24 protein-coding genes are annotated in these 23,456 nt (G+C 74.3%); 14 read left to right on the top strand and 10 right to left on the bottom strand.

Translation table 11 applies throughout. The features are described 5' to 3' along the window. Positions 1–11: 11 nt before the first annotated feature. The 8 genes from Pdca_RS18150 (at position 12) to Pdca_RS18115 (ending at position 7,727) form a co-directional block, all read left to right on the top strand. The gene (locus Pdca_RS18150) at positions 12–596 is read left to right on the top strand and encodes a dienelactone hydrolase family protein (protein WP_085911199.1); all 585 of its coding nucleotides are present in this window, start codon (positions 12–14) and stop codon (positions 594–596) included. Between the two features lie 53 nt (positions 597–649). Next, on the top strand, positions 650–1,630 hold the full coding sequence (locus Pdca_RS18145; RefSeq protein WP_085911198.1) for a LysR family transcriptional regulator: 981 nt from the start codon (positions 650–652) through the stop codon (positions 1,628–1,630). A gap of 57 nt (positions 1,631–1,687) precedes the next feature. After that, positions 1,688–2,995, top strand: coding sequence for an FAD-dependent oxidoreductase (locus Pdca_RS18140; RefSeq protein ID WP_085911197.1), 1,308 nt, complete (start codon positions 1,688–1,690; stop codon positions 2,993–2,995). 83 nt (positions 2,996–3,078) lie between these two features. Then, the gene (locus Pdca_RS18135; RefSeq protein ID WP_085911196.1) at positions 3,079–4,359 is read left to right on the top strand and encodes an aconitase X; all 1,281 of its coding nucleotides are present in this window, start codon (positions 3,079–3,081) and stop codon (positions 4,357–4,359) included. Next, positions 4,356–4,787 carry an aconitase X swivel domain-containing protein gene (locus Pdca_RS18130; protein ID WP_085911195.1) on the top strand — a complete coding sequence of 144 codons (432 nt, stop codon included), beginning with the start codon at positions 4,356–4,358 and terminating at the stop codon, positions 4,785–4,787. Before Pdca_RS18135 ends, Pdca_RS18130 begins: the two co-directional genes overlap by 4 nt. Before the next feature lie 31 nt (positions 4,788–4,818). Continuing rightward, positions 4,819–5,850, top strand: a complete 1,032-nt coding sequence (locus Pdca_RS18125) for an ABC transporter substrate-binding protein (protein ID WP_085911194.1) — start codon at positions 4,819–4,821, stop codon at positions 5,848–5,850. A gap of 38 nt (positions 5,851–5,888) precedes the next feature. Further along, entirely contained in the window at positions 5,889–6,716 is an 828-nt protein-coding gene (locus tag Pdca_RS18120; protein WP_085911280.1) for an ABC transporter ATP-binding protein, read from the top strand. 6 nt (positions 6,717–6,722) lie between these two features. Next, positions 6,723–7,727 (top strand): ABC transporter permease, encoded by a 1,005-nt coding sequence (locus Pdca_RS18115; RefSeq protein ID WP_232021037.1) that lies wholly within the window; start codon positions 6,723–6,725, stop codon positions 7,725–7,727. 24 nt (positions 7,728–7,751) lie between these two features. On the opposite strand, the gene Pdca_RS18110 is transcribed toward Pdca_RS18115, so the two are convergent. The 7 genes from Pdca_RS18110 to Pdca_RS18080 form a co-directional block, all read right to left on the bottom strand. After that, positions 7,752–7,952 (bottom strand): hypothetical protein, encoded by a 201-nt coding sequence (locus Pdca_RS18110; RefSeq protein ID WP_125911458.1) that lies wholly within the window; start codon positions 7,950–7,952, stop codon positions 7,752–7,754. Continuing rightward, positions 7,940–8,377 (bottom strand): hypothetical protein, encoded by a 438-nt coding sequence (locus tag Pdca_RS18105; protein WP_085911192.1) that lies wholly within the window; start codon positions 8,375–8,377, stop codon positions 7,940–7,942. Before Pdca_RS18105 ends, Pdca_RS18110 begins: the two co-directional genes overlap by 13 nt. 169 nt (positions 8,378–8,546) lie before the next feature. Then, a complete protein-coding gene (locus Pdca_RS18100; RefSeq protein WP_085911191.1) occupies positions 8,547–9,374 on the bottom strand; it encodes an alpha/beta hydrolase family protein in 828 nt (275 codons plus the stop codon). 31 nt (positions 9,375–9,405) lie between these two features. Then, entirely contained in the window at positions 9,406–10,029 is a 624-nt protein-coding gene (locus Pdca_RS18095; protein ID WP_085911278.1) for an acyl-CoA-like ligand-binding transcription factor, read from the bottom strand. Continuing rightward, positions 10,022–11,908: an MFS transporter gene (locus Pdca_RS18090; RefSeq protein WP_232021036.1), complete on the bottom strand. Its 1,887-nt coding sequence runs from the start codon at positions 11,906–11,908 to the stop codon at positions 10,022–10,024. Before Pdca_RS18090 ends, Pdca_RS18095 begins: the two co-directional genes overlap by 8 nt. Positions 11,909–11,986: 78 nt before the next feature. Further along, a complete protein-coding gene (locus Pdca_RS18085; protein WP_085911189.1) occupies positions 11,987–13,237 on the bottom strand; it encodes a sensor histidine kinase in 1,251 nt (416 codons plus the stop codon). After that, positions 13,234–13,869 carry a response regulator transcription factor gene (locus tag Pdca_RS18080; RefSeq protein WP_125911457.1) on the bottom strand — a complete coding sequence of 212 codons (636 nt, stop codon included), beginning with the start codon at positions 13,867–13,869 and terminating at the stop codon, positions 13,234–13,236. The genes Pdca_RS18085 and Pdca_RS18080 overlap by 4 nt, the downstream gene beginning before the upstream one ends. Before the next feature lie 134 nt (positions 13,870–14,003). Here Pdca_RS18080 and Pdca_RS18075 point away from each other — a divergent pair, with 134 nt between their 5' ends. Genes Pdca_RS18075 through Pdca_RS18065 form a run of 3 tightly spaced genes read left to right on the top strand, consistent with a single transcriptional unit; the run spans position 14,004 to position 17,787 of the window. Continuing rightward, entirely contained in the window at positions 14,004–15,035 is a 1,032-nt protein-coding gene (locus Pdca_RS18075; RefSeq protein ID WP_085911187.1) for an iron ABC transporter substrate-binding protein, read from the top strand. Positions 15,036–15,037: 2 nt separating this feature from the next. Next, the gene (locus Pdca_RS18070; RefSeq protein WP_232021035.1) at positions 15,038–16,729 is read left to right on the top strand and encodes an ABC transporter permease; all 1,692 of its coding nucleotides are present in this window, start codon (positions 15,038–15,040) and stop codon (positions 16,727–16,729) included. After that, positions 16,726–17,787 carry an ABC transporter ATP-binding protein gene (locus tag Pdca_RS18065; RefSeq protein WP_085911186.1) on the top strand — a complete coding sequence of 354 codons (1,062 nt, stop codon included), beginning with the start codon at positions 16,726–16,728 and terminating at the stop codon, positions 17,785–17,787. Before Pdca_RS18070 ends, Pdca_RS18065 begins: the two co-directional genes overlap by 4 nt. Before the next feature lie 75 nt (positions 17,788–17,862). Here Pdca_RS18065 and Pdca_RS18060 read toward each other — a convergent pair whose 3' ends face one another. Both Pdca_RS18060 and Pdca_RS18055 read right to left on the bottom strand, forming a co-directional pair. Next, a complete protein-coding gene (locus Pdca_RS18060) occupies positions 17,863–18,810 on the bottom strand; it encodes an acyl-CoA desaturase (RefSeq protein WP_085911185.1) in 948 nt (315 codons plus the stop codon). Further along, entirely contained in the window at positions 18,807–19,511 is a 705-nt protein-coding gene (locus Pdca_RS18055; RefSeq protein WP_085911276.1) for a GntR family transcriptional regulator, read from the bottom strand. Before Pdca_RS18055 ends, Pdca_RS18060 begins: the two co-directional genes overlap by 4 nt. Positions 19,512–19,636: 125 nt before the next feature. Here Pdca_RS18055 and Pdca_RS18050 point away from each other — a divergent pair, with 125 nt between their 5' ends. Beyond that, on the top strand, positions 19,637–20,539 hold the full coding sequence (locus tag Pdca_RS18050) for an isocitrate lyase/PEP mutase family protein (RefSeq protein WP_085911184.1): 903 nt from the start codon (positions 19,637–19,639) through the stop codon (positions 20,537–20,539). Between the two features lie 507 nt (positions 20,540–21,046). Beyond that, entirely contained in the window at positions 21,047–21,481 is a 435-nt protein-coding gene (locus Pdca_RS18045) for an STAS domain-containing protein (RefSeq protein WP_085911183.1), read from the top strand. A gap of 148 nt (positions 21,482–21,629) precedes the next feature. Here Pdca_RS18045 and Pdca_RS18040 read toward each other — a convergent pair whose 3' ends face one another. Next, on the bottom strand, positions 21,630–22,451 hold the full coding sequence (locus tag Pdca_RS18040) for a hydroxypyruvate isomerase family protein (RefSeq protein WP_232021696.1): 822 nt from the start codon (positions 22,449–22,451) through the stop codon (positions 21,630–21,632). Positions 22,452–22,608: 157 nt separating this feature from the next. Here Pdca_RS18040 and Pdca_RS18035 point away from each other — a divergent pair, with 157 nt between their 5' ends. After that, the gene (locus Pdca_RS18035; protein ID WP_085911182.1) at positions 22,609–23,394 is read left to right on the top strand and encodes an IclR family transcriptional regulator; all 786 of its coding nucleotides are present in this window, start codon (positions 22,609–22,611) and stop codon (positions 23,392–23,394) included. Positions 23,395–23,456 lie beyond the last annotated feature (62 nt).

Here is a 23,456-nt window from a genome sequence, read left to right as displayed (position 1 = left end):
GGGAGGGACTCATGGCCGACATCGTCGTCCTGCATCACGCGCTGGGCCGCACACCGGGGGTGCGCGGGTTCGCCGCCGAGCTCACCGCCGCGGGCCACACGGTGACGGTGCCGGACCTGTTCGACGGCCGCACCTTCGACACGGTGGAGGCCGGTGTCGCGCACGCGCAGTCGATCGGCTTCCCCACAGTCGTCGAGCGGGCCGCGCTCGCGGTCGCGGGCCTGCCTCCCGAGCAGGTCTACCTGGGGTTCTCGCTGGGTGTCGTCCCCGCGCAGCAGCTCGCGCAGACCCGCGCGGGCGCCCGCGGCGCCGTTCTGTGCCACGCCTGCATCCCTCCGTCGGAGTTCGGCGGGTGGCCGCCCGGTGTGCCGGTCCGGGTGCACGCCGCCGAGCACGACCCGTACTTCACCGGCGACGGTGACGCGGCGGCGGCACGCGCGCTGGTCGCCGAGGTGCCGGACGCCCAGCTGGCGCTCTACCCCGGCGACGGGCACCTGTTCGCGGAGCCGGCGTCGCCTGATCATGATCCGGCGGCCGCCGCCGTGCTGCGAGTCCGGGTGCTGCAGTTCCTGGCCACCGGATGTAAGGCTGGTTGACTCTCCGGACCGCCCGCGGATAACGTCCGCGAGTCGTGGACACGAGCCCCCGGATGACCGCCCCGACCGCCCGGCTCGCCAATCTCGACCTGAACCTGCTCGTCTCGCTGCGTGAGCTGCTGCGCGAGCGCAACGTCACCCGGGCCGCCGCCCGGATCGGCATCTCACAGCCGGCCGCGAGCGCCGCGCTGTCCCGGCTGCGCCGGCACTTCGACGACGAGCTGCTCGCCCGCCGTCCCGGCGGCTACGTGCTCACCCCGCTGGCCGCCCAGCTGGTCGACCAGGTGGAGGGGGTCTGCTCCGCGGCGGAGCGGCTGTTCGACACCGGGCACCGGTTCGACCCGGCGACGGCCCGGCGCGGCTTCACCCTGCTGGTCGCCGACTACACGATCGCGGTGCTCGGCCCGGCGCTGTCCTCGGCGCTGGCCGCCCGGGCACCGGGGGTGGAGCTGCGGCTGCGGCTGGTGCGCGAGTCGTTCTCCGCCGACATCGGCGAGACCATCCGGCTGATCGACGGCATGATCGCCCCGCACGCGATCCGGTTCGAGCGGCCCGAGCTGCGCTCCACCGGGCTGTTCTCCGATCGCTGGGTGTGCGTCGTCGACGCGAGCCACCCGAGTGCCGCGGCCGGCGCGCTGACCCTCGACGAGCTCGCCGCGATGCCCTGGGTGGTGCCGTTCGCGCCGGACCGGGGCATGTCCGCGTCCGCGCCGATGACCCGGCAGCTGAACCGGCTCGGACTCGAGCCGGAGATCCGGGTCCGGGTCGAGAGCTACCTGTCGGTGCCCTACCTGGTGGTCGGGACCGACCGGGTGGCGCTGCTGCAGGAGCGGCTGGCGCGCCAGGTCGCCGACCGGCTCGGGCTGGCCGTGCTGGCCTGCCCCGGTGAGCCGGGGCCGATCGCCGAGCGACTCTGGTGGCATTCCGATCTCGATGCCGATCCGGCGCACCGGTGGTTCCGCGATCTCATCGTGGAGGTCGCCGGGACCGTCGAGCAGTGCCCGTTGAGCAGGCACTATCTGTCCGGTCGATGATCCGTCAGGCGGAAGCTCTATTTCCGGGCCGCCCGCGGCGTGCTTAGCGTGTGAGCCATGCCTCATCCGCTCACTGACCTGCCGGTGCGCACCGTCGTCCGGGACGCCCCGGTCCGCGCGGGCGATCCGGCGGAGTACGCCGTGACCACCGACGTCTGCGTCGTCGGCTCCGGAATCGCCGGTCTGTCGGCCGCCATCGAGTCCGCCCGGCTCGGCCGGCGGGTGGTGCTCGTCGACGCCGCGCCGGTACTCGGCGGGCAGATGGTGAACTCGCTGATCGGACTGTTCTGCGGGGTCTTCGGCAACGCACCCGAGCACCGCAAGCTGACCCACGGGATCCTGGACGGCATCTTCACCGACCTGGACGCGGCCGGGGACCTGTTCTACCGGGTCGGGCACACGGTGACGGTCGGCTACGACGAGGTCCGGCTCGGCCGCTGGGTCGAGGACACCGTCCGCCGGCACGGCATCCAGGTGCTCACCAACGCCACCCTGACCGGCGTCGAGCGCGACGGCGACCGGCTGCACGCGGCCCGGTTCGCCACCCGCTACGGCTCGGTCGAGGTCCGGGCGTCCGGCTTCGTCGACGCCAGCGGGGACGCCGCGCTGTGCTGGGCCGCGGGGCTGGCGTGCCGGCTGCCGGAGCGCGAGATCTACGGCAGCCAGCAGCTCGTCGTCGAGCACCTGGACACCGGCGCCGCCCCGGATCCCGCCGAGCTGGCGGGCCGGGTCGCGGCGAAGGCGGACGAGTACGGCCTGCGGCGCCGGGACGGCCTCGCGTTCTACTTCCCCGGCCGCGACACCGCGGTGCTGAACATGACCCACATCGAGGCCCCGCTGGATCCGGTCGCGGCGGCCGAGGCGCAGCTGGAGGGCAAGGCACAGGCCGATCGCGTCGTCGAGTTCCTGCGGGCCGAGTTCCCCGAGGTCTTCGGCAAGGCCACCGTGCGCTCCTACGGCCTGCCCGGACGCAGGCAGACCCGCTGGCTCGCCGCGGTGCACCAGCTCACCGTCGACGAGGTGCGGGCCGGCACCCGGTTCCCGGACTCGGTGGCCCGCACCGCCTGGCCGATCGAGCTGCACGACACCCCGGACGGCTACGTCTGGGAGACGTTCGGCCCCGATCACCTGCACTACGTGCCGCTGCGCTCGATGACCCCGCCGGACGCGTCGAACGTGCTGGCCGCGGGCCGCTGCGTGGACGGCGACGCGGCGGCGCTGTCCAGCGTGCGGGTGATGGGCCCGTGCGCGGCGATGGGCCACGCCGCAGCGCACGCCCTCGACCTGGCCGGCCCGGACGGCAGCGTGCACGAGGTCGACGCTTCCGAGCTCACCGGCCGGATCCGGGAGAACCTCGACGACTAGTCCCGGCCCGACCGACCCACCACGAGGAGACCGGCAACGATGCCCAGTCCGAGCACGACGGACCCCGCCGCGGTAGGTGCGGCGTGATCCTCACCGACGACGAGCGAAGGATGCGCGACGGTGCGGACGGCCCCGCCGTCGCCGCGGCGATGGACCTGCTGATCCGCTACGCGGCCGCGCTGGACGCCGAGCGGTTGTGCACGGTCCGCAACGTCGCGGGGACGACCACCCAGCCGTCCCCGCTGAAGGCCCGGCTGGTGGCCGAGGGCGGCTGGGACCGGGCGTTCTCGGTGATCAACCTGGACGCCGACGAGACACTGCCGATCCCGCCGATGGCGGTCCCGACCTGTCAGCTGCAGCAGGGCTTCGGGCCGGACTCGGTGGATGTCGTGCCGTATCCGGCGGACTTCGTCGCGCTGCAGAGCGACGCCGAGGTGTTCTACGGCGGGCGCGGCGTGTCGGTGCTCGCCACCTGCACCCCCTACCAGGTCGGGAACCTGCCGGTGCGCGGCGAGCACTGCGCGTGGATGGAGTCGTCCGCGGTGGTCTACGCGAACGCCGTGCTGGGTGCGCGCACCAACTGCGAGGGGACCGCATCGACCGGCGCGGCGAGCCTCACCGGCCGGGTGCCCTGCTGGGGCAACCACCACGACGAGCACCGGCGCGGGACGCACCTGGTGCGGGTGGACACCCCGGTGGCGACGTTCCTGGACTGGGGCCTGCTCGGCTACTTCACCGGGGACGCGGTGCAGGAGGCCCGCCCGGTCGTCACCGGGGATCACGCGCTGCCCGACCTGACCGATCTCAAGCACTTCGGGGCGGCCGCGGCGTCGTCCGGCGGGGTGGAGATGTACCACATCCCGGGCGTCACCCCGGAGGCGCCGACGACCGAGGCCGCGTTCGGCGGGGCGCGCGTCCCGGAGCCGCTCGTCTACGGCGCCGCGGAGCGCCGGGCGATGTACGAGCGGCTCAACGACCAGGGTGACAGCCCGGACGTCGACTTCGTGCTGCTCGGCTGCCCGCACGCGTCGCTGGACCAGATCCGCGACGCGGCCCGTGCGCTCGACGGCCGTCGGCTGCACGCGGGCACCGAGCTGTGGATCATGGCCCCGCGTGCGCTGGCCGCCGTCGCCGAACGCTCCGGCTACACCGCGGTGATCGAGCGCGCCGGCGGCCGGGTGCTCACCGACTCCTGCCCGGCGATGTCGCGGGCCGCACCGGAGGGGACCAGGGTGTTCGCGACCGACTCGGCCAAGCAGGCGCACTACCTGCCCGCGATCCTGGGCATCGAGGCCTGGTTCGGCAGCACCGCCGAGTGCGTCGACGCCGCCGTCACCGGCCGCTGGCGCGGTGAGCTGCGATGAGCGGGGCACGCACGGTGCTGCGCGGGCGCACGGTGGTGCCCGGCGTCGTCGAGGGCGAGGCGCTGGTCTCGGAGGAGACGATCTCGGGCTGGGGCGGGATCGATCCCGCTACCGGCACGATCATCGAGGCCCGCCATCCGCTGGCCGGGGTCTGCTTCACCGGCCGGATCCTGGTGTTCCCCGGGGCGAAGGGCTCCTCGGGCTGGTCCGGGTTCTTCCAGACGACCCGGCTGCTCGGCACCGCACCGCTCGGAATGATCTTCACCGTCACGACGACCAAGGCCGCGCTGGGCGCCGTCGTCACCCGGGTCCCGGCACTCGCCGACCTCGACGGCGACCCGGTCCGGCTGCTGCGCACCGGCGACCGGATCCGGCTGGACGCGACCGCCGGGACCGTCGACCTGCTGAACCGGGCGATGCCCGGATGACGCTCCCCACCCCACACACGGAGGAAGCCTGATGTCACCCACCACCACCGGCCGGTTGGTCGCCGCGCTGCTCGCGGCGGGGCTCGTGCTCGCCGGCTGCGGCGGCGGGCCCGGCGGGGACACCGACGTCGACGAGATCACCTTCCTGAACATCCTGCCGATGGAGTCGCTCGGCTACGCGGCCGAGATGGTCGCCGAGACGAACGGCCACTTCGCGGCGCACGGGCTGGAGGTGAACTTCGAGGCCACCCAGGGCTCCGCACCGGCCATCCAGACGCTGCTGGCCGGCTCGGCCGAGATCTCGCGAATCGGTGACATCGAGACGATGGTCGCCGCGGGCGAGCGGGGCGCGCCGCTGGTCGCGATCGGCTCGGTGGTCCACAAGGGCCCGATCCGGATGATCTCCGCGGACCGGGCGCCGGTCACCGACGCCGCGGACTTCGCCGGGAAGCTGGTCGGCACTCCGTCGGAGGGCGGCACCAGCTCGATCACCCTGGACCTGGTCGCCGGCTCCGCGGGGATCCCGGCCGAGGAGGTCCGCCGCCAGGTCGTCGGGCTCAGCCCGGGCGTCTTCGAGCTGGTGCAGGGCGGCCGGGTGGACGCCTTCATCGTCTCGCTCGACACCGCGATGGTGCTCGACGCCACCCGCCCGGAGGCCGTCGTCTACGACCCGAACGACGCGATCTCGGCCGGCTCCCAGGTCTACGCGACCTCGGCCGCGATGCTCGAGGACCCGGACGAGAAGGACAAGCTCCGCCGCTACCTGGCGGCGATCGCCGACGCCACCCGCTTCATCACCGAGGACGAGGCGAACGGCTTCACCGAGACGATGCGGCTGATCGGCTCGCGGTACCAGGTCCCCGCGCTGGACGACCCGCAGGTCGCGACGGCCGCGCTGTCGGCCTACGTGGAGTCCTACAACGCGGGTGACGGCCCGACCGGGATCTCCCCACAGCGTTGGCAGGCGACCTACGACGAGGTGGCCGGGATCGGCCAGCTCCCGTCGGGCCTGGACCCGGGCGACTGGCTGGACGGGTCCGTCTCCGCGGCGGCCACGCCGTGACCACCACCGAGAGCGCTCGATCCGAGGAGGAGATGGGCATGACGCAGGACACGGCACCGCGCACGGCGGGAGACCTCGCGTCCCGGGCGGTCGGGATCCGCGTGTCGGGGGTGGACAAGGTCTACCCGACGAGGCGGGGCGAGGTGCACGCATTGTCGTCGATCGACCTGGAGGTCGGCCGCGGCGAGTTCGTGTCGCTGGTCGGCCGGTCGGGCTGCGGGAAGACGACGCTGCTGCGGATCCTGTCCGGCCTGCTGGCGCCATCGGCCGGGAGCGTCGAGGCGGGCGGCCGCCCGGCGTGGGTGGCCGGACGCCGCGACGACGCCGTGTTCGCCGAGTTCGGCCTGGTGTTCCAGGAGGCGAACCTGTTCCCGTGGTTCACGGTCGCCGAGAACGTGGGGCTGCCGCTGAAGCTGCGCGGCGCCGGGAAGGCGGCGCGGCGGGCGCGGGCGGCGGAGCTGTGCGCGACGGTGGGCCTGTCCGGGTTCGAGGAGTCCTACCCGCGGGAGCTCTCCGGTGGCATGCGGCAGCGGGCGGCGATCGCCAGAGCGCTGGCGTGCGATCCGTCGGTGCTGCTGATGGACGAGCCGTTCGGGGCGCTGGACGCCCTGACCCGGGACCGGATGAACCTGGAGCTGCAACAGATCCACGCGGTCTCGGGGGCGACCGTGGTGTTCGTGACGCACTCGATCCCGGAGGCGGTGTTCCTGGCCGACCGGGTGGTGCTGCTGACGCCGCGGCCGGGCCGGATCCGATCGGTGGTGCCGGTGGGCTTGGCCCGGCCGCGCGCGGCCGGGGTCGAGTCGGAGCAGGAGTTCGGGGAGATCGTGGCCGGGCTGCGGCGTGAGCTGGACCGGGAGGACTGAGACGCGATGACGACGGTCGAGCGAGGGGGACAGGTGCCGGAGCGGGACGGGATGCACGGACCGGGATCGGTGGCTGCGGGTGACCCGGATGCTGCGGGTGCGCCGGGCGGAGCCGGTGCGCCGGGCGTGGCGATCGCCGGCGGCCCGGATGCCGCGGGACCGGACGGCGCCCGCGCGCCGGGGCCGGGATCGCCGGGTCCGGGTGGCGACAGCGCCGCCGGCCCGGACGGGGAGTCGGTGTGGATGCGCCGGCTGCCGTGGGTCTCGGGGCCGGTGATGCTGGCGTTGCTGCTGGGTGGCTGGCAGTTCGCGGTCTCGGTGGTGGGGGTCTCGGAGTTCATCCTGCCCGCGCCGGCGGCGGTGGGCTCGGCGCTGGTCGAGCTGTTCTCGGGCCCCGAGATCTGGGGGCACGTGGGGATCACCCTGTTCGAGGTGCTGGCCGGGTTCGGGATCGCGCTGGTGGCCGGTGTGACGGTCGGCTCGGTGCTGGGACGCGTGGTCTGGCTGCAGCGGGCGGTACAGCCGGCGCTGGTGGCGCTGCAGGTGGTACCCAAGGTCGCGTTCGTGCCGATCTTCGTGATCTGGTTCGGGTTCGGCCCGACCTCGAAGATCATCATGGCGGCGTTGCTGGCGTTCTTCCCGATCATGCTGAACGTGATGCTCGGCGTGCGGTCGGTGGAGCGGGGGCACCGCGACGTGATGCGCGGGCTCGGGGCGGGGCGGTGGGCCACGTTCCGGAACCTGGAGCTGCCCTCGACGCTGCCGTACGTGTTCGCGGGTGCCGAGGTGGCGATCGTGTTCTCGGTGATCGGGGCGATCGTGGGTGAGTACCTGGGTGGCAGCGCCGGCCTGGGCTTCCTGGTGGTGTCGAGCCTGAACGCGTTGGACGCGCCGAGACTGTTCGCGGTGATCGTGTTGCTCGCGGTACTGGGCTCGATGCTCTATCTGGCGGTGACCACGACGAAGAAGCTGGTCATCCCGTGGCACGAGTCGGTTTCCACCGGCGTGTGACCCAGCTCCACAGCCCCGCCGGGATCACGGGGTGAGGGCGTCCCGGGCGACCGCATCAGCCAGCGTTGTGGCCGCCCGGGCACGCCCGACCGGCTCGGCCTGCGCGTTCGCGACAGCCGTTCCCTCCAGCCCGGAGGCGTAGTGCCGGCCGGTCCACTGCACGCGACGGCTCGTCCGGAGCTCCTGCACGTTGCCGGTGCCGTAGGTGTCGGTCAGGGTCTGCAACGCTCGGGCGTCGTCGGCGGTGGGCAGGTCGACCACCGCGACCGCCACGACCACGGTCGCGCGCTGTCCCGGACCTCGAACACGCTGCGCTGCAGGCCGGTGCAGGGGGTCGACCGGAAGAACTCCTGCACCTGGCCGTAGGAGTGGGTCGCGCAGTCGTCGTCGAACGAGACGTCCAGCCGGCTGACGACACGTCCGGCCCGGGCGAGCCGGGCGACGAGGGCCGTCGTGTCGCGATCCTGTGCCCGGAGCGACGACGAGCCGCCGCCCGACCCGCGCGGCGCCGAGGCGGTGGAGCCGCCGAGAGCACCGCCACCCGAGCCGATGCCGATCACCCCGAGGGTCAGGGCGATGGCCAGGACGATCCCGCCCGGCCTGCGGATCCACTTGCCGTCCGGTCCACGCGGCTGGTCCGGCTTGCCCACGCCTGCCCCCTCCCACCGCTGGATCGTCCAAGATCAGGTCGGTGATCGGACGTGCTGCGTTACCGGTGCTGCTCGGCCCGGTCGGCGGGGTGGTCGTCGGGGTGCTGTCAGACAGGACGATGCGGACCAGCGCCCCGGTCACGGTGCGCGGGCGGCTCGTGCGGGGCGCTCAGGCGGTCGCGGTCCGCGCCCAGCGCGTCAGCACCTCGGCGGCGGGTCCCGGATCCCTGGCCCAGCCGAAGTGCGGCTGCGTCGCGTCGATCTCCAGGTGCTCGCGGGTGACCCGGGCGTTGCCGAACATGGCGAGCAGCGCGTCGGCCGAGAAGCCCGGCGCCAGGGTGTCGCCTGCGAAGGTCAGGCCGAGCACCGGCAATCGCACCTCGGCGATCGAGGGTGTGTGGTCGATCCGGGGCCGCCCGAACGCGAGCCGCCCGGTCCGCGCCCACCGCCCCCAGTCGGCCATCTGCCCGCGCGCCTCGCGGCCGGCGAAGCCGATCCGATCCCCGGGGAAGTGGCCGAGCAGGGTGGCGGCGGCGACCACCGCCTGGGTCCGCAGCAGGTGCCGCACGCCCCAGGCGTGCCAGTGCACGCTGCCGGACGCGACCAGCGCGATCCCGGCGATCCGGTCCGGCCGGCGTGCCGCGTAGGCCGCGGCGAGATGACCGCCCAGGCTGTGCCCGAGCGGCAGCACCGGGGCCGCGGGGAGCAGCTCTCGGACCGTCTCGACCGCGGCGGCGAGATCCCCGACCAGCTCGTCGTAGCCGAAGTCGTGCCGACGGCCGGGAGCTGGCGCGGGGTGGGCCTGGTGCCCGCGCAGCTCGGTGACCGCGGCCGAGACTCCGGCGTCGCGCAGCGCGCTCAGCAACGGCGCGTAGAACGACGCCCGCATCCCCATCGCCGGAACGACCAGCAGCACCGGCGCCGCCGGGTCGTCGGCGGTGTGCAGGGTGAGTTCCAGCGGGGTCGGAGTCGGCCGGTCCAGGGTCGTCACGGTCACGCCGGTGATCCTCCCCGAGGGCCGGACCGGCTCAGGCCGGTGCCCCGGTCACGGTGCGCAGGCCGGCGTCGAGATGGGACATGACCTCGTCGACGAGCTCGGGGAGATCCGGGTCCCGCGGATCGGGACCGTGATCGCCGAGCCAGTGCTGCACGGCCACCCGCAGTCCGGTCACGGTCGCCGCGGCGACCAGCATCGGGTAGAGGTCACGGGCCGGATCGGCCCCGGTGCGTGCCGCGACGGCCTCGGCCAGCGCCCGCTCCTGGGCCACGAACGCGGCGAGCTGGTGGGCCAGCAGCGTCGGATGCCCGCGCAGCACCCGCATCCGCAGCACCCGATCCCGGTGCTGCGGATCGGACACGACGGCGTGCAGCGCGTGCCGCAGCGACACGGGTACCGGCTCGTCCGCGGGCCGGGCGGCGAACGCCTCGACCAGCACGTCGGTCGAGGTGGCGTTGCCCGCGACGACCGCCTCCTCCTTGGAGGTGAAGTAGTTGAAGAACGTGCGCGGTGCGACGTCGGCGGCGTCGGCGATGTGCTCGACGGTGACGTGCTCGAGGCCGCGTTCGCTGCACAACCGCAGCGCCGCCGATGCCAGTGCGGTCCGGGTGGCGGCCTTCTTCCGCTCGCGCCGGCCGGGTGCGGGATCAGCCATGGTCGGCACCCACGTTCTTGCGGGCCGGCGGATCGATCACGGACACGATCTCCGGCCGGTGCCTGCCGTCATCGGGCTCGAGATCGACGTCGAGGCGCAGGCCCTCCTGCGGCACGGTCACCCGGTGCGCGGCCGGGCGGCCCTCCCACCGGTAGACCGTCGACACGGTGCCGGTCGCCACGCACAGCCGGTACCGGCCGTCGGCGTCGGCCCGGGTGCTGCCGACCTCGGCGCCGTGGCCGTCGAGCACGGTCAGCACGGCACCGCCGGCCGGTGCACCGTCGGCGCGGACCACGCCGTGCAGCACCGGCCCGGGTGCGTCGCCGTGGGTCGGCTCCGCGGGCAGGTCGATGGTGTCGCGCAGCGGCACCTCGCGCAGGGCGAGGATCGCGAGCAGCGCCAGGAACGCCAGCGGCGCCGCCACCAGGAAGATCATCGAGGTGGCGTGCCCGTAGGACTCCATGACGATCGCGCGCACCGGCTCGGGCAGCGTGGCCAGGTTCGGGACCTGCCCGCCGCTGACCGGGCCCGCTCCGTCGGCCAGACCGGCGTCGGCCAGGCCGGTCGCCGTGCGGCTGCCGACGACCGAGGCCAGCAGCGCGCCCAGCCCGGCCACACCCGCCGAGCCGCCGAGCGACCGGAAGAACGTCACCGTGGAGCTGGCCGAGCCCATGTGCCGCAGGGCAACGGTGTTCTGGACCGCCAGGACCAGGTTCTGCTGGGTGGCGCCGACGCCGAGACCGATCAGCGCCATCGTGAGCGCGACCTGCCAGTACGGCACCGTCGAGGAGATCACCGTGCCACCGAGCGTCAGCCCGGCCGTCAGCAGCACACCGCCGGCGACCAGGTAGCGCTTCCACGCGCCGTAGCGGGTGATCAGCTGACCGGCGACGGTCGAGGCGAGGAACATGCCGCCGATCATCGGCAGCGTCAGGAAGCCGGCCTCGGTGGCGGTCGCGCCGCGGGCCAGCTGGAAGTACTGCGAGAGGAAGATCGTCGAGCCGAACATCGCGACGCCGACGAACAGGCTCGCGATCGTCGCGAGGACCACGGTGCGGTCGCGGAACAGGAACGGCGGCACCACCGGCTCCTTGGCCCGCCGCTCGACGACGACGGTCAGCGCCAGCAGCACGATCCCGCCCACGATGAGCCCGATCGAGGTCGGCGAGGTCCAGGCGAACTGCTTGCCGGCCAGCGACATCCACAGCAGCAGCGCGGAGACGCCGGCGGCGATGAGGAAGGCGCCGAGGTAGTCGATCGTGACGTCGTCGCGCTTCTCGGTGGGGATGTTCAGCGTGCGCTGCAGCACGACCAGCGCGATCGCGGCCAGCGGAACGCCGACGAAGAAGCACCAGCGCCAGCCCAGCGGGGAATCCACGATGACGCCGCCCAGCAGCGGTCCGCCGACGACCGCGAGCGACATGATCGCCGACAGATAGCCCATGTACCGGCCCCGCTCGCGCGGGGTGATGATCGCCGCGATGACGACCTGGGTGAGCGCCTGCAGACCACCCATGCCGAGCCCCTGCAGCACCCGGAAGCCGATCAGCTGCGACGTCGACACCGCCAGCCCGCACAGCAGCGACCCGACCAGGAAGATCCCGATCGCCACCTGGACGAGCAGCTTCTTGGAGTAGAGGTCGGCGAGCTTGCCCCAGATCGGGGTGGACGCCGTCATCGCCAGCAGCGCCGCCGAGACCACCCAGGTGTACTCGGCCTGGGTGCCGCCGAGATCGCCGAGGATCCGGGGGAGCGCGTTCGAGACGATCGTGCTGGACAGCACGCCGACGAACAGCGCCATGAGCAGGCCGGTCAGTGGGAGCAGCACGTCGCGGCGGCGGGCGGCGATCTCCTCCGGGGAGCGAGTAGTTGACGTCACGCAACTACCTTACGGGACAATCATGCAGTGAGTGCAAGTTTGCCGAGAGTGCTTCCGCGCACACCGTGCACCTTCGGTTCAGGCCGCGGGCACCTCCACCACGACCTCGGTGCCGGCGCCGGGGGAGCTGCGCACGGAGACCCGGCCGCCCGCGTCCTCGGCAGCCCGGCGGACCAGCGGGAGCCCGACGTGCCCCGGCGCCGGACGGGCGTCGGGCCGGAAGCCGGTCCCGTCGTCGGACACGGTGAGCCGGGCCAGGTCACCCGCGACGGCGAGCTGCACCGTGATCCGGCCCGCCGACGCGTGCGCCCGCGCGTTGCGCAGCAGCTCGCCCGCCATCCGGTGCAGGAGCACGGCCGGTCGGTCACCCAGTCCGCCGGTCGCCCCGATCTCGACCACGGCGACCGGCTCGCCGGTCGCCGCGAGTGCCCGCAGCGCGGCGGGTAGCCCGGCGGCGTCGATCTCGTCGGGCAGCAGCTCGTCGAGCACCGAGCGGATCCGGGTCATCCCGTCGCCGACGCTCTCCCGGGCCCGGGAGAGCAGCTCCGGCCGGGCCGGTGCCAGGTCGAGCATCATCCCGGCCGAGGCGAGGCCGGGCAGGACGTCGTCGTGCAGCCGGCGGGCCAGGTCGCGGCGGGCCAGCTCGCCCGCCGCCAGCCCGTAGAGTGCCGCGTCCCGGCGCTCGGCGCGCTCCCGGTCCCGGCGCCGGGCCAGCGCCACCGACAGCGGCAGCACCGCCAGCGCCACCGCCAGCAGCCCGGCGATCACCGGCGGCACGAGCAGTCCGAGCGCGCGGATCGTGGCCCCGGTGACGTCGACCGGGACGTAGACCTCGAGCCGCGCCGGGCGGCCCGCGGCGTCGGTGAAGCCGAGGAACACCTCGCGTTGGCTCGGGCCCTGCTCGTAGCGGTGCTCGTCGTCGGCCGGCACGCCGAGGACGACGGCCGCGCCGCCGTCCAGCCGGGCGGCGAGATCCGGGTCGAACCGCCGGGTCAGTCCCTCGACCTTCGGTTCGTCGGAGAACACCACCCGCGCCGATGGCCCCTCGACCAGCCAGATCTTGACCCGGCTGACCATCCCGACGTGGCGGAACGGGGCGACGTCCTCCAGCAGCTGCCTGCGTGCCTCGGGCCCGGCGGCGGCCAGATCGCGGTCCGCCAGCGGGACGACGACGGCCGCCGCGACCCGGTGCGAGACCTGCTCGGCACGGCGTTCCGCCTCGTCGTGCGCGAGCCACCACACCCCGGTCACGACCAGCGCGCACACCAGCAGCACCGCGGCCAGGGTGGCGAGAGCGTGCCGGAGCAGGGTCCGGCGGACGATCGTCACGGCTGCGCGTGCGGCCGTGCCGGAGCCGCCGGTTCACCCTCGGGATCGAACGCCACCAGTCCGACGCGTTCGGCCTCCACCACGGCCTCCAGCTGGGAGCGGGCACCGAGTTTGCCGAGCACCGCACGCACGTGGTCGCGCACGGTGTGCAGCGACAGGCCCAGGCCGGCGGCGATCCGGGTGGCGTCCCTGCCGTGCGCGAGCCCGGACAGCACGTCCGCCTCGCGCGGGGTGAGATGCGGCGTGGGAACGGCGGGGACGCCGTGTGCGGTGCCGCCGGCGGCGACCGCGCGGACCGCGGCCACGATCCCGGTGAGCGGGGTGTCCTTCCCGAGGAACCCGGCGGCGCCCGCCGCCAGCGCCTCCCGGGCGGGTGCCGGGCGCGGGTGCGCGGTCAGGACCAGCGCGCGGGCCCCGGCGTCGTGCACCGCGGGCAGCAGCGAGAGGCCGCCGCCGGGCAGCCGGACGTCGAGCAGCACGACGTCGACCGCGCACCCCGCCGCGAGCAGCGGCCGGGCGTCGGCGACCGAGTGCGCCACACCGGCCACGACAAGATCGTGCTCGGCGGACAGACCCAGCGTCAGAAGATCGGTGAACGACCGGTGATCGTCCACCAGGAGTACCCGCACCACGCCTGAGCACCCCCTCAATTCTCGGGAGATCCGGGGAACCTGGCCAGAGGTTAGCCTGCCCTCGCCCGGAACGGGAGTGATCGGACACTCCCGGCTTTCCGGGCCTGTGCGAACGAACCTCGGAGGACCCTCACGTGACCCGATCGACGAGACGCGGCGTGCTTGCCGGCGCGTTCCTCACCGTCTCTCTGCTGGTCGCCGCCTGTGGCGGCGGCACACCGGCCGAGCCGGCACCGGCGGAGGACGGCCAGCGCAGCCTGACGCTCTACTCCGGGCGCGACGAGGACCTCATCGGGCCGCTGATCCAGCAGTTCCAGGAGCAGTCCGGCATCACCGTCGACACCCGGTACGGCTCGACCACCGAGATGGCCGCGCAGCTCGGCGAGGAGGGCGCCAACACGCCGGCGCAGGTCTTCCTCTCCCAGGAGTCCGGTGCGCTCGGTGCGCTCGCGGACGGTGGCGCCTTCGCCCCGCTGCCCGGTGACGTGACCGGTGCCGTCCCGGCCGAGTACACCTCGACCGACGGCTCCTGGGTCGGGCTGACCGGCCGGGCGCGGGTGCTCGCGTACAACACCCGGGTGCCCGAGGCCGAGGTCCCGGCCGACGTCAAGGAGCTCACCGGCCCGGAGTGGAACGGCCGGGTCGGGATCGCCCCGACCAACGCGTCGTTCCAGGCGTTCGTCACCGCCATGCGGCTGGTCGACGGCGACGACGCCACCCGCCAGTGGCTGACCGACATCCGGGACAACGACCCGCAGATCTTCCCGCGGAACACCGCCATCCTGGAGGCCGTGGACAACGGTGCGGTGGACGTCGGCCTGATCAACCACTACTACGTGGCCGCGGCCGAGACCACGCCGGCGAACACGGCGCTGAAGTTCGGTGCGCCGGGTACCGCGAGCGCACTGGTGAACGTGACCGGCGCCGCGATCCTCGCCGGTGCGGCGGAGTCGGCCGAGGCGCAGGAGCTCGTGGCGTTCCTGGTCTCGCAGCCGGCGCAGGAGTACTTCGCGACCGAGACCGGCGAGTACCCGCTGATCGAGGGCGTCGCCGGGCCGGCCGACATGCCCGCGCTCGCCGAGATGGGCGCCCCGGACGTCGACCTGGCCGACCTCAAGGACCTGGACGCGACGACCCAGCTGCTGACCGAGGTCGGTCTGCTCTGAGCGTGCTCCACCGCACCGATCGCGCCGAGCGCACCGGCACCGCCGGGCGCCGTGCGCCGCACCAGGGCCCGCCGGAACGCTCCGTTCCGGCGGGCCCGCCCGTGCGTTCCCGTCCGCCCCGGCTGCTGGTGGCCGCGGCCCTCGTCGTCGCGGCACTGGCGGCCCTGCCGCTGGTCTGGCTGCTGGTCCGGGTCGCCGGGGCCGATCCGGACCGGGTGCTCGCCCTGCTCGTCCGGTCCCGGACCGTCACCCTGGCGGTGAACTCGGCGCTGCTGGTGACGTTCGTGTCCGCCGGCTGCCTGGTCCTGGGACTGCTGACCGCGACCTTGCTGGCCCGGGTCCGGCTGCCCCGCCCCGGACTCTGGTGGGTGCTGGCGGCGCTGCCGCTGGCGGTGCCGTCGTACCTGCTCGCGTTCGCGGTGCTCGCCGTCCGCCCGGAGTCGCGCGGGCTGGTGCCGCTGGTGGCGGTGCTGGTGCTCGCCTGCACGCCGTACGTGACGCTGCCCGCGGCGGCCGCGCTGCGCGCCGCCGACACCGGTCCGGAGGACGCGGCACGCACGCTGGGCCGTGGCCCGGTGGCCGCGTTCTGCCGGGTGACGCTGCCGCAGGCACTGCCCGCCGCGTTCGCCGGGACGCTGCTCGCGGCGCTGTACACGCTGTCCGACTTCGGTGCGCCCGCGCTGCTGCGCTACGAGTCCTTCACCTGGGCGGTGCAGGCCGCCTACGAGGGCACGATCGATCGCACCGGTGCCGCGGTGACCGCGCTGGTGCTGGCCGCACTGACCCTGCTGCTGGTGGTGGCCGAGCGGACCGCCCGGCGCCGCTGGACCCGGGCCGGGGCGACCACCGCGGTGCACCGGATCCCGCCGGCCCGGCTCGGCCGGGGCGGCACCGCATTCGCCGTGACCGGGCTCGGGGCGGTCGCCGCGGTGACGCTGCTCGGGCCGCCGGTGGTGCTGGTGGGCCGGATCGTCGCCGCGGGCGGGGTGTCGGTCGACTGGGCCCGGCTGGCGTCGGCGGCCTGGTCGACGTTGCTGCTCGCCGGGTCGGCGGCGGTGCTCGCGGTGGTGATGGCGCTGCCGGTCGGGATGCTGGCCGCCCGCTACCGGGGACGCCTGGTGGCCGCCGTCGAGTCGACCGCCTATCTCGGGCAGGGCCTGCCCGGCGTCGTCGTCGGGCTCTCGCTGGTGTTCTTCTCACTCGCCGTGGTGCCCGGGCTCTACCAGACGGCCGCGGTGCTGGTGTTCGGCTACGCGGTGCTCTACCTGCCGAAGGCGGTCGGGGCGACCCGGGCGTCGGTGGAGCGGGTCCCGGTGGAGGCCGAGGAGGTCGCCCGGACGCTCGGCCGGTCCGGACCGGCGACCTGGTGGGCGGTGACCGCGCGGCAGGCCTGGCCGGGGGTCGCCGCCGGCGGTCTGCTGGTGATGGTGACCGCGATGAAGGAGCTCCCGGCGACGCTGATGCTGCGTCCGACCGGGGTGGACACGCTGGCCACCCAGCTGTGGGCGCAGACCTCGCTGGGTGCCTACGGCGCGGCCGCCCCGGCGGCGCTGGCATTGTTGCTGCTGGCCTGCGTGCCCGCGGCCCTGCTGGTCCGGGCCGGGACCGAGCGGCCGGGCGACTCCTCCCGGCGGCCGGGGGCGGCGGACCGGCGGCGCTCCGACGACCGAGTACCTATGACGGGGGACCGATGACGCTGACGGTGCGCGGGATCGTCGCGGGGTACGGGGGAGATCCCGTGCTGCACGGCGTCGACCTGGACGTCCGGGCGGGCGAGCTGGTGTCGGTGCTGGGGGCCAGCGGCAGCGGTAAGACGACGCTGCTGCGGGTGGCAGCCGGGCTGCACCGGCCGGACGCCGGACGGGTGCTGGTCGGCGGGGTGGACGTCACCGGCGTCGCACCGGAGCGCCGCCGGGTCGGGTTGGTGCCGCAGGAGGGCGCGCTGTTCGCGCACCTCGACGTGCGGGGCAACGTCGGGTTCGGCCTGGCGCCGACGGGGCTGGCCCGGTTGCGTCCGGACCGGGCGGCCCGCGCCGTGGCCCGGGACCGGGTCGCCGAGCTCCTGGACCTGGTGGGCCTCGCGGGCAAGGCGGACCGGATGCCACACCAGCTCTCCGGCGGCGAGCGCCGCCGGGTCGCGCTGGCCCGCGCGCTGGCACCGCGACCGGAGGTGGTGCTGCTGGACGAGCCGTTCTCGGCACTGGACGCCGGCCTGCGCGAGCAGGTGCGCGGGGACGCCGTCGCCGCGCTGCGGATCGCCGGCTCCACCGCGGTGCTGATCACGCACGACCGGCGGGAGGCGCTGTCGGTGAGCGACCGGGTTGCCGTCCTGCACGACGGGTTGCTCGAACAGACCGCCGAACCGCGCGAGCTCTACGCGACCCCGGCGACCGCCCGGGTCGCGGGCTTCGTCGGCGACGCCGCGCTGCTGCCCGGGACGGCCACCGGCGACCGGGTGCGGACGGCGCTGGGATCGGCGCCGCTGCGGCCCGGCAGTGCGCCGGCGGGTGAGGTGCTGGCGGTGCTGCGACCGGAGCAGCTGCGGCTCACCCCGCAGACCGGGCCCGGCGACGTCGGCGCGCTCGCGGCGGTGGAGCAGGTCGAGTTCCTCGGCGAGGCTCTGCTGGTGACCGCCCGTCCGGAGGGCGGTCCGGCGGTCCGGGTGCGGGCCGCGGCGGGGGAGGGCTGGCGCACCGGCGACGTCTGCCGGGTGCACACCGACGGCCCGGTGCACGTCGTGCCGGTGCGCTGACCTGCCGGTGCGCCGGCTTGGTTCACACTGCCGGTGCGCCGGCCCCGTTCACGCGGCCGGCGCACCCGGCGCTGCTCACGTCGCCGGGGCCTGCTCCGGGCGGGCGGCGAGCTTCGCGAGCCGCTTCGCGGTCGGCCAGCGCACGTCGTGGGCCCAGCCGAGCAGTTCGAACAGCCGGATGGTGCCCGCCGAGATGTCGATCTCCCACCGGCCGACACCGTGCCGGGCCGAGGTCGGGTCGGCGTGGTGCAGATTGTGCCAGGACTCGCCCATGCTGGGGATCGCGAGGATCCAGACGTTGGTGGACCGGTCCCGGGCCCGCCACGGACGCTCGCCGACCAGGTGGCAGATCGAGTTCGTCGACCACGCCACGTGGTGCGACACCGCAACGCGAACCAACCCGGCCCAGAAGAACGCGGTGAGCGCACCCCACCAACTCCAGGTCACCAGCCCGCCGATCAGTGCGGGACCGAGCAGCGATACGACGGTGAGGGCGGAGAAGGCGCGGTGTACCCGGTCGATGTCGGGGTCGTCGAGCAGATCGGGGGTGAATCGGCGCTGGTCGGTGAGCGAGCGGTCGAAGATCCAGCCCATGTGGGCGTGCCAGAACCCGCGCACGAGCGCCGCGGGGGAGGTGCCGTAGCGCCACGGGGAGTGCGGGTCGCCTTCGACGTCGGCGTAGGCGTGGTGCCTGCGGTGGTCGGCGACCCAGTGCCGGACGGGGCCCTGCACGGCCAGGCTGCCCGCGATCGCCAGCGCGATCCGCAACGGCCGGTTCGCCTTGAACGATCCGTGGGTGAAGTAGCGGTGGAATCCGACCGTCACACCGAGCATCGACACCACGTACATCCCGAGCGCGAGACCGGCGTCGAGCCAGGTGAGGCCCCAGCCCCAGGCCAGCGGTACGGCGGCGACGAGCGCGATGGCGGGGACGATCGCGAACGCGTAGACGAACAGGTGCGGTACGGGGTGGCGGAGCCGGTCGGAGAGATCACGGGGAGCCGCTGGCCGAGTTTCGGTCACGAACAGCCATCGTTCCGGTTCACACCACTCGGGGCAGTGGGGAGAACCCCCCGAGCCGCTGTCATCACGGCGCGGGCGTTGGCGAGATGGGACACCATCACCGCGGCCGCCCAGCCGCCGTCGCCGGCCCGCAGCGCGGCGACGATCTCGACGTGGTGCGCGAGGCTGCGGGCCAGCGACGCCGCGTCGTAGCTGTGGAAGGTCCGCAGCACGACCGGCGCGTGGACGACGCCGGCCAGCGCGGCGGTGAGCGTCGGGGCGGCGGCGATCTCGAGCAGCCGGGCGTGGAACCGCTGGTTCAGCTCGACCAGCCGGTCGAGGTCCTGGCCGGGGCCGGGGGAACCGATCGCGAGCATCTCCTGCGCGAGGGCGTCGAGCTCGTCGAGGTCGGCTGTACTCGCACGGCCCGCGGCCCGCTCGGTCGCGCGCGGCTCCAGCGCCCGGCGGACGTCGAAGATGTCCTCCAGGTCGGTCTCGGTGAACTCGGTGACCCGGGCGCCGCGGTGCGCGTGCAGCTCGACGAGACCCTCGGCGGCCAGCCGGGACAACGCCTCGCGGACCGGGGTGCGGGACAGCCCGAGCCGCTCGGCGAGCTCGACCTCGCCGAGACGGGTGCCACCGGGCAGGTCGCCGGAGAGGATCTGCTCGCGCAGCGCCGTCTGGGCCCGCTCGGAGGCCCGGCGGGGCGTGGCCTCGGACATCATCCACCTCCAGTTGTATGCAACTGCCGAGTGTGTCAGGTCACCCACCGACCCCCAATGGGTGGTGATCCCGGTGTGACGAAGGCAGGCTGGGTCTGGTTGTACACAACGATGAAAGGATTGCCGTGGGTGACCTGCTCAGCAAGCCCGGCGACCGGCGTGCCCGGCTGCGTGCCCTGCTCGATTCCGGCGAGCCGCTGCTCGCCCCCGGCGCCTACGACGCGCTGTCCGCCCGGCTCGTCGAACAGGCCGGGTTCGGCGCGGTGTACATGACCGGCTTCGGCTCGACGGCGGGCCTGCTCGGGCGCCCCGACGTCGGGCTGCTCGGTGGCGCCGAGATGGCCGCGCACGCCGCCCGGCTGGCCGACGCCGTCGACCTGCCGCTGATCGCTGACGCGGACACCGGCTACGGGAACCCGGTCAACGTGATCCGCACCGTGCGCGACTACGAGCGGGCCGGGGTCGCTGCGCTGCACATGGAGGACCAGGTCATGCCCAAGCGGTGCGGGCACATGTCGGGCAAGCAGGTCGTCCCGGCCGGCGAGATGGCGGCGAAGATCAGGGCGGCGGTCGACGCCCGGAGCGACCCGGACCTGCTGATCATCGCCCGTACCGACGCCGCCGCGGTGGACGGCCTGGACGCCGCCGTCGACCGGGCCAAGCGCTTCGCCGACGCCGGCGCCGATCTGCTCTTCGTCGAGGCGCCCACCTCGGAGGCGCACATCGAGCAGGTCGCGTCCGCGCTGCAGGGACACAAGCTGGTGTTCAACTGGGCCGAGGGCGGGCGCACCCCGCCGCTGTCGCTGGAGCGGCTCGCCGAGCTCGGGTTCGCGCTGGTGCTGTTCCCGATCGGCACCCTGCTGGCCGCGACCGCGGCGATGGGGGAGTTCCTGCGGGTGCTGCGTGCCGATGGCACGCCGGCCGCGATGCTCGACCGGCTCGGCGGCGTGGACCCCTTCGCCGAGCTCGTCGGTCTCGGCGAGATCCGGGAGCTGGAGGAGCGCTACCGGGACCAGGGGACGGCCTGACGCTGCTCGCCGCAGCTGCACGCCGGACGATCCGGTGCCGCCGCGCGCCGTGCGCCGTCGCCGGTGACCGGCCACCGGTTGCCTCGCCGTGCTGCCGGGACACCCGACGTAGCGGGCACGCACGCCGTGGATCCGGGCCGACGGGCCGAGCGCCTGATGGCCGGAGCCGGCGGTCCCGAACGCGCCGGCTCCGGCCATGGGGCGCCACCCGCCCGCTCCCCAGCGGCGGGTGGTGGGTCCTGCGTGCACCGGCCCCCGAGGCCGACCCGCCAATACTGACGCGGCACCCCGGGGGACGGCAGGGTCGAAGGGCTCCGTCGAGTCGGGACTGTCGTGTCCGGCCCGACGGCGGGTGATGTATATCACGCACAGGGGCGTCCGGGCCAATGAATCGCCGGGCGCACCGCCGGATCGATCCAGCCTGCGGTGCCGGTGTAACCGCACGGAGACCGGGAAGCCCGGGGTCAGGCGGTCCGCAGGGGGCCGCGCGACGACGAGGAGGACTTCGTGCGGAACGACCCGGCGACCGGGCTCGCAGTCGAACCGGCCGCCCCCGGCGTCCGGCTGGTCCGGGTGACCGGCCGGCTGGACCGGCGGGGTGCCGAGGCGATCGCCCGGATGATCGATGCGCAGCGGGCGTGTGGCACCGGACCGGTGGACGTCGTACTGGACCTGGGCGGGGTCAGCGAGTTCGACGGCCCGGCGACCGAGGCTCTCGGCGGGGTTGCCACCCGCTCGCCGGACGGGGGTGTGCGGGTGCATCTCGCCGGCTGCGGCGGCCGGGCGGAGCTGCTGCCGCTGCGCGCCCGTCAGGTTCTGCTGCGGTGCAGTGCGTACCCGTCGGCTGAGGCTGCGGTCCGGGCGATTGCCGCCGTCGGGCGGGTCCCGCGGCCCCGGGAGAGCATCGCGGGCGTGAGGCCCACCGGTCGAGCAACGACGTGATCGGGCGATCGGGGACGGAAATGCGGGCGTAGCGCCCACTGGACGGCCGGGAAGAGATCGCGGGCGTCGCGCCCGCCCAGGGTCAGCAACGACGCGATCGGGCCGGCGGATCGCCCGGCCGTGTGCTCCGGCGAGCTGCCCCCGCGGCTCAGCGGACCGTCAGCCAGCCGAACGGATCGGCCGTGACGGGCCGGTACTCCAGGCTGATCCGCCCGCGGTAGCCGGCGGCGACCACCCGGTCGACGAGCGCGGCGATCGGCAACGTCCCGGTGCCCGGCTCGCCGCGGCCGGGTGCGTCGGCGATCTGGACGTGCCCGATCCGGTCGGCGTGCTGGTCGATCGCGGCGGCCGGGTCGTCGCCGTTGACGGCGAGATGGAACACGTCGAGCAGCAGCCGGACGTCGTCGGATCCGGTCCGGTCGAGCACCGCGACGGCGTCGGCGGCGGTCCGCAGCGGGTAGCGGTCGATCCCGCTGATCGGCTCCAGCAGCGCGACGGCGCCGATCCGGGCCGCCGCCCGCCCGGCCAGCGCCAGGTTCTCCGCGGCCGCCTCGTCCTGTGCGGCCGGGTCGAGACCGTCGAGCCGGTTGCCGTACAACGCGTTGAATCCGGTGGCGCCGAGCCGCTCCCCGATGCCGACCGCGACGTCGACGTTGTCGGCGAACTCGGCGCGGCGCGCCGGATCGGACAGGATGCCCCGCTCGCCGGCGGCCATGTCCCCACCGGTGAAGTTCAGGCCGGACAGCACGACCCCGGCGTCGGACACCGCGGTCACGAACCCGTCGATCTCGGCGTCGCCGGGCACCGACCGCTCGAACGGCCACCAGAACTCGACCGCGTCGAAGCCGGCGGCGGCCGCGGCGGCGGGCCGCGCGGTGATCGGCAGGTCCGGGAACAGGATCGAGCAGTTCGCGGTGAGCGGCAGCGGCAGTGTGATCGGCTGAGCGATCGGCTGAGTGGTCGGCGGGATGCTCGGCACTGGTGTCGACTCCTCCGGGAGTTCCACGATACGGAAGACGCGTTCCGACGAATGATTCTGATCCGAGCACGGCTTCCGGGCGCTGTCAAACCGGTGCGGCTGCGGCGGTTGCTGCACCGAGGATCACCGAACGGCTAGGGTTTTCGTCATGCGGAACAGCGATACCGGGGACGACGACGCCGGCGGATCCGCCGCCCCGGTCCGTTCCGGCACCGTGCAGTCGGTGGAGCGGGCGGTCGACCTCCTGGAGGCGATGGCCGACGCCGGGGGGACGGTCAGCCTGTCCCACCTGGCCGCGTCCTCCGGGCTGCCGCTGCCGACGATCCACCGGCTGGTCCGGACGCTGGCCGGTCGCGGCTACGTGCGCCAGCAGTCCTCCCGCGAGTACGCGCTGGGCCCCCGGCTGGTCCGGCTCGGTGACGCCGCGGGCCGGCTGGTCGGGGTGTGGGCGCGACCGCGGCTCGCCGAGCTGGTCGACGCGCTCGGCGAGAGCGCCAACCTGGCGCTGCTGGAGGGCAACCAGGTCGTCTACGTGGCGCAGGAGCCCGGCCGGCACTCGATGCGGATGTTCACCGAGGTGGGCAGACGCGTCTCACCGCACTGCACGGCCGTCGGCAAGGCGATGCTCGCCCGGATGGCCCCGGACCGGGTGCGGGAGATCATGCGGCACACCGAGATGGTGTCGCACACCGACAACACGATCACCGACCGGGACACCTTCGACGCCGAGCTGGACAAGGTCCGGGCCGCCGGCTACGCGCTGGACGAGGGCGAGCAGGAGCTCGGGGTGCGCTGCGTCGCCGTCGCGCTGAACGGGCCGCTGCCCGCCGCCATCTCCATCTCCGGGCCGACCACCCGGATGACCGACACGCTGCTGGAGTCCGCCGTCCCGCTGCTGCAGGCCGCCGCCGACCGGGTGGCCCGGGACACCTGATCACCGTCCGGTGGAGGGCAGGTGCCGTCGGCGGCACCAGACCTGCACCGGATCGCGATCAC

It is taken from the genome of Pseudonocardia autotrophica (assembly GCF_003945385.1).
Lineage (GTDB): Bacteria > Actinomycetota > Actinomycetes > Mycobacteriales > Pseudonocardiaceae > Pseudonocardia > Pseudonocardia autotrophica.
Note: the sequence above shows the minus strand (reverse complement) of the source record. Positions and strands in the feature narration are given on the sequence as shown.

What these genes read in the sequence shown, in the direction of transcription:
- Pdca_RS18120 (WP_085911280.1), top strand. Translation starts at nt 5,889, where the DNA reads ATGACGCAGGACACGGCACCGCGCACGGCGGGAGACCTCGCGTCCCGG.
- Pdca_RS18145 (WP_085911198.1), top strand. Translation starts at nt 650, where the DNA reads ATGACCGCCCCGACCGCCCGGCTCGCCAATCTCGACCTGAACCTGCTC.
- Pdca_RS18140 (WP_085911197.1), top strand. Translation starts at nt 1,688, where the DNA reads ATGCCTCATCCGCTCACTGACCTGCCGGTGCGCACCGTCGTCCGGGAC.
- Pdca_RS18065 (WP_085911186.1), top strand. Translation starts at nt 16,726, where the DNA reads ATGACGCTGACGGTGCGCGGGATCGTCGCGGGGTACGGGGGAGATCCC.
- Pdca_RS18055 (WP_085911276.1), bottom strand. Translation starts at nt 19,511, where the DNA reads ATGTCCGAGGCCACGCCCCGCCGGGCCTCCGAGCGGGCCCAGACGGCG.
- Pdca_RS18115 (WP_232021037.1), top strand. Translation starts at nt 6,723, where the DNA reads ATGACGACGGTCGAGCGAGGGGGACAGGTGCCGGAGCGGGACGGGATG.
- Pdca_RS18150 (WP_085911199.1), top strand. Translation starts at nt 12, where the DNA reads ATGGCCGACATCGTCGTCCTGCATCACGCGCTGGGCCGCACACCGGGG.
- Pdca_RS18130 (WP_085911195.1), top strand. Translation starts at nt 4,356, where the DNA reads ATGAGCGGGGCACGCACGGTGCTGCGCGGGCGCACGGTGGTGCCCGGC.
- Pdca_RS18035 (WP_085911182.1), top strand. Translation starts at nt 22,609, where the DNA reads ATGCGGAACAGCGATACCGGGGACGACGACGCCGGCGGATCCGCCGCC.
- Pdca_RS18125 (WP_085911194.1), top strand. Translation starts at nt 4,819, where the DNA reads ATGTCACCCACCACCACCGGCCGGTTGGTCGCCGCGCTGCTCGCGGCG.
- Pdca_RS18095 (WP_085911278.1), bottom strand. Translation starts at nt 10,029, where the DNA reads ATGGCTGATCCCGCACCCGGCCGGCGCGAGCGGAAGAAGGCCGCCACC.